3 protein-coding genes are annotated in these 4,894 nt (G+C 66.7%); 2 read left to right on the top strand and 1 reads right to left on the bottom strand.

The annotated features are described in order from the left end of the window. Nucleotides 1–140 precede the first annotated feature (140 nt). Nucleotides 141–704, bottom strand: a complete 564-nt coding sequence (locus ACE3UY_RS01915; protein WP_374685861.1) for a GNAT family N-acetyltransferase — start codon at nt 702–704, stop codon at nt 141–143. A 24-nt stretch (nt 705–728) separates the two neighbouring features. Between ACE3UY_RS01915 and ACE3UY_RS01910 the strand changes: the two genes are divergently transcribed. Then, on the top strand, nt 729–1,601 hold the full coding sequence (locus tag ACE3UY_RS01910) for a DUF1932 domain-containing protein (RefSeq protein WP_374685860.1): 873 nt from the start codon (nt 729–731) through the stop codon (nt 1,599–1,601). A 418-nt stretch (nt 1,602–2,019) separates the two neighbouring features. After that, nucleotides 2,020–4,713, top strand: coding sequence for an alanine--tRNA ligase (gene alaS / locus ACE3UY_RS01905; protein ID WP_374685859.1), 2,694 nt, complete (start codon nt 2,020–2,022; stop codon nt 4,711–4,713). Nucleotides 4,714–4,894: the final 181 nt, after the last annotated feature.

Genomic DNA, 4,894 nt, shown 5'->3' with positions numbered 1-4,894 from the left:
TCGAGAGGATGCGCTCCTGCGCCTCCATCTCGAAAGCCGCCACCTCTCCATCCGCAAGCGCCCCGCTCCGGTTGAGGACGCGGGTCAACCATTCCGCGGTGACTTGATCGGGATGGGTTAGAACCTCATCGTTCATCTCTTTAATCCGCGTAATCGGCGAAATCTGCGGATTCTTTCTCTTCCTTCTTCATCGAGTAGACCCAAAACGGCCCATGCTCATCGGTGCACTCCTTCTCGAAGGTCATACCGATGGCCGTGGCGACGCCGATGGAGGCCGCGTTCTCCGGGTCGATCATACAGATCAGACGCGACAGGCCCAGCCGCTCGAAGGCGTAGTCGCGGATGCCCCTCGCCGCCTCCGCGCCCAGCCCTTGCCGCCAGTACGCTTTGTCGATCATGTAGGCGATCTCGACCTCGTCCTGCCCGTCAATCGTCCAGGGCAGCAGGCCGCAGCGGCCGATGAACGCGCCGCTCTCCTTAAGAATGGTCGCCCACAGGCCCAACTCCGGGTGACGCGGGTGGCCGTTGAAGAACCACTCCAACTCCTCCTTCGTCTCCTCGTAGGTCAGCGTGCGGTCGGGCAACGCGCCTTCGATGGGGAAATAGCGGCGCATCTCCGGGTCGCGGTAGAGGGCATAGAGCGCGTCGAGGTCGTCGGGGACGAGGCGGCGGAGGAGGAGGCGGTTGGTTTCAAGAATGATCATAGTTGACTCAGGTTTTTGTCGGACATGGAAGGATTATCCACAGATTTCGCGGATAGGGCACACCCCGGCGAGATGGGCATCTCCATCGCCGCCACGCTTCAGAACGGGGGCCACACCGTCTTCTGGGCCTCCGAGGGGCGCGGCCCGCAGACCCGCGCCCGCGCTGAGCAATATGCGCTCCACGACGCGCTGACGCTGGCACACCTTTGCGAACGCTGTTCGGTCATTGTCAGCGTCTGCCCCCCACACGCGGCCGAAACGGTAGCCGCCGACGTGCTCTCGCATCACTTCGACGGCATCTACCTCGACGCCAACGCTATCTCGCCCCAACGCGCCCGACGCATGGCCCACGCCTTCGCGGCCGCCGGCGCAACCTTCGTGGACAGCGGCATCATCGGCGGGCCGGCCTGGTCGCCGCACAGCACGTGGCTCTACCTGTCGGGCGCGGCAGCCGAGGACGCGGCGGGTTGTTTCGCCGCCGGGCCGCTGGAAGTCGTGGTGCTGGGAGAGTCGGCGGGCCAGGCGTCGGCGCTCAAGATGTGTTACGCCGCCTACACCAAGGGGACGACCGCCCTGCTCGCTGCCAGCCTGGCCGCGGCCGAGGCGTTGGGCGTCCGGCCGGCGCTGGAGGGGCAGTGGTCGCGCGAAGGTTCGGACCTGGCCGAAGGCGCGGCGCAACGAGTCCGGCGGGTCACGCGCAAGGCGTGGCGATTTGCCGGGGAGATGGACGAGATCGCCGACACGCTGGGCGAGGCCGGCGCGCCCGAGGGGTTCCACCGCGCGGCGGGCGACGTTTACCGGCGGATGACCGACTTCAAAGACCGGCCCGAATTGCCGCCGCTGGAGGATGTGCTGGCGGCGCTTCTGATTGAAGACCTGACAGGTGGGCGGCCATAGGTACTCCGGCCGGAATGAACCCTGTGGCCGCCCACCTGTCAGGTCTGAGTGCTGTTGACACCCATCTCTCTCCCTGCTACACTACCCTCATGTTCAACGTTCTCTTCAAGCACGTAGGTTTCGCCGCCGCCGGCCAGACCCTCAGTCTGGTCGGAGACGTTGCTTGACGCGAACACAACCCTAGCGAATCGGCAACCGCCAGACTGAGTCATCGGTCTGGCGGTTTTTTGTTTGGAGGCGAGTGATGGAAACCAACGTGCGGCTGGCTTGCAGGGGAGCAGGGGCGCAGGGGTGCAGGGGTGAAAGTGCTGTCAAGTGTGACATTTCTTTCACCCCCGCTCCCCCGCCCCCCTGCTCCCCCGCGCCCACATCAATCGGCATTCATTATCCAATCTGCTAGAATTCGCCCGGAGCAATTATGAGACCGACAACCAGCAATGAAATCCGCCAGGCTTTCCTGGATTATTTTAACGAGTTGAAGCACGAGATCGTCCCCAGCGCGCCGCTGCCGCAGAAGGACAACCCGACACTGCTGTTCACCAACGCCGGCATGAACCAGTTTGTGGACGTCTTCCTGGGCAAAGAGAAGCGCCCCTACAAGCGCGCCACGACCGCCCAGAAAGTGATGCGCGTCCAGGGCAAACAGAACGACCTGGAGAACGTCGGCCCCTCGGCCCGCCACCACACCTTCTTCGAGATGCTCGGCAACTTCTCCTTCGGCGACTACTTCAAGCGCGAGGCCATCGACTACGCCTGGACGTTCCTGACCGGCGTCATGGGCCTGGAGCCGGAGCGCCTCTTCGCTACCGTCTACACTGATGACGACGACGCGGCCGGCCTCTGGCAGCGCTACCTGCCCGCCGAGCGCATCCTCCGCTTCGGCAAGGAAGACAACTTCTGGGAGATGGGCGACATCGGCCCCTGCGGCCCGTGTTCGGAGATTCACTACTACTCCGGCGACATGGCCGGCATCACCCCCGCCGGCGTCAACAACGACGACTACCCCGGCTACGTCGAGGTCTGGAATCTGGTCTTCATGCAATTCGAGCGCCTCAAGGATGGCTCGCTTGTACCCCTGCCCCACCCGTCGGTGGATACCGGCATGGGCATGGAGCGGCTGGTGCGCGTCATCCAGGGCGTGGATAGCAACTACGAGACCGACCTCTTCACCCCGGCGCTGGCCCGCGTCCAGGAGCTGCTGGGCGACAGCGACGAGCAGCGCCAGACGCAATACGTCGGCTACCGCGTCATCGCCGACCACGGCCGGGCGGCGACCTTCCTCATCGCCGACGGCGTCCAGCCGGGCAACACCGGCGCGGCCTACGTCCTGCGCATGATCATCCGCCGCGCGGCCCGCTTCGGCCGCAAGATCGGCTTCCACCAGCCCTTCCTCGGCCAGGTGGCCCAGGTCTACATTGACCAGATGGGCGACGCCTACCCCGAGTTGCGCCTGCGCCGCGAACTCATCCTCTACACCCTGGAACGCGAGGAGACGCGCTTCAATCGCACCCTCGACAGCGGCCTGCTGCAACTCGATCGCATCCTCGATGACCTGCACCACCGCGGCGAGACGGTCGTGCCCGGCGACGTGGCCTTCGCCCTCTACGCCACCCACGGCCTGCCGCTGGAACTGACCCGCGACGAGGCGCTGGAACAGCACGGCATGACCGTGGACGAGGCCGGCTACACCGCGGCCCGCGAACAGCACGCTCTGGCCAGCGGCAGCGGCGCGTTCGCCAACTACGTCGTCGGCCAGAGCGTCTACGGCGACATGCTCCATTCACTGGTCAACACCGGCCAATTGGACGAGAGCGGTGTGGACTACGACCCCTACACCGGCGCGGCGCTGGAATCGACTATCCTGGGCCTGATCAGTGACGGCCAGCCGGTCGAAGTGGCCCGCGCCGGCCAGAAGGTCGAGGTCGTCACCGCGGCCACGCCGTTCTACGTCGAGTCGGGCGGCGAGGTCAGCGACACCGGCCACATTCGCAACACCTTCGGCGGCGAGGTCGCCGTGCGCGACGTGCGCCGGCCCGTGCCGGGGCTGATCGTTCACGGCGGCGAAATCGCCGGCGGCGAACTCAAGGTCGGGCAGGTTGTACATCTGGAAGTCGACCGCGAACGGCGGGCCGACATCCGCCGCAACCACACCGCCACCCACCTGCTGCACCGCGAACTGCGCGCCCACCTGGGCAACCACGTCGTCCAGGCCGGCTCGCTGGTCGCGCCGGACCGGCTGCGCTTCGACTTCACCCACGACCAGCCGGTGGGGCGCGACATGCTCCAGCGCATCGAGGCGGCCATCAACGAGGCCGTTCTGGCCAACTACCCGGTCACCGTGGCCTACAGCGGCCAGCGAGAAGCGATTGAGCGGGGCGCGATGGCCCTCTTCGGCGAGAAGTACGGCGACATCGTACGCACCATCACCGTGGGCGGCCAGAACGACCAGGCGCCCTACAGCTTCGAGCTATGCGGCGGCCTGCACGTGGGCGAGACGGGCGAGATCGGCATGTTCCACTTCGTCGGCGAGAGCGCTGTCGCTGCCGGCGTCCGCCGCGTCGAGGCGGTCACCGGCCACGGCGCGTATGACTTCCTCGGCGAGCGGCTGCAACTGCTCGACCGGCTGGCGGCGCGCCTCAACGCCCCGGTGACCGAGTTGGAGTCGCGGCTGGAGGCGCTGCTGGAGCACGACCGCAGCCAGGAGCGGGAGTTGGACAGCGCTAACCGCCAGTTGGCGCGCAGCGCGTTCGAGGTGCTGCTCGGCGGCGTCATGGAGATCAGGGGCGCGCGCGTCCTGGCCGCCCAGGTGGACGTGCCCAACGCCGAGCGGCTGCGCGAGATGGCCGACTGGTTCCGCGACCGGGTCAGCTCCGGCGTGGCCGTCCTGGGCGCGGTCAAGGACGGCAAGCCCATCATCGTGGCCGCGGTGACGCCCGACCTGATCGCCCGCGGCGTGAAGGCCGGCGACCTGGTGCGCGAAGTGGCCAAGATCGTGGGCGGCGGCGGCGGCGGCCGGCCCGACATGGCCCAGGCCGGTGGGCGCGACCCGGAGAAGCTGGCCGATGCCCTGGCCGCCGTCCGCGCCCATATCGAGGCCGCGCTGCAAGAATAAGACATCCGCAGATTACGCAGATTTCAGAAACGTTTCTGAGATCTGCGTAATCTGCGAATTATCCCTCTTCATGCACATCATTGAGTTGGACCCGGCCGAGACGTTCTACTCCCTGCGCGACCGCATCCTGCGCGGCGAGCGCGGGCGTATCGTCCTCGTCCTGCCGCCACGGGGCGACGCC

The organism is Promineifilum sp. (SeqCode) (assembly GCF_041918635.1).
In the GTDB taxonomy this organism is placed as follows: domain Bacteria; phylum Chloroflexota; class Anaerolineae; order Promineifilales; family Promineifilaceae; genus Promineifilum.
The sequence above is the reverse complement of the archived record's forward strand: the minus strand, read 5'-3'. Positions and strand labels throughout refer to the sequence as shown.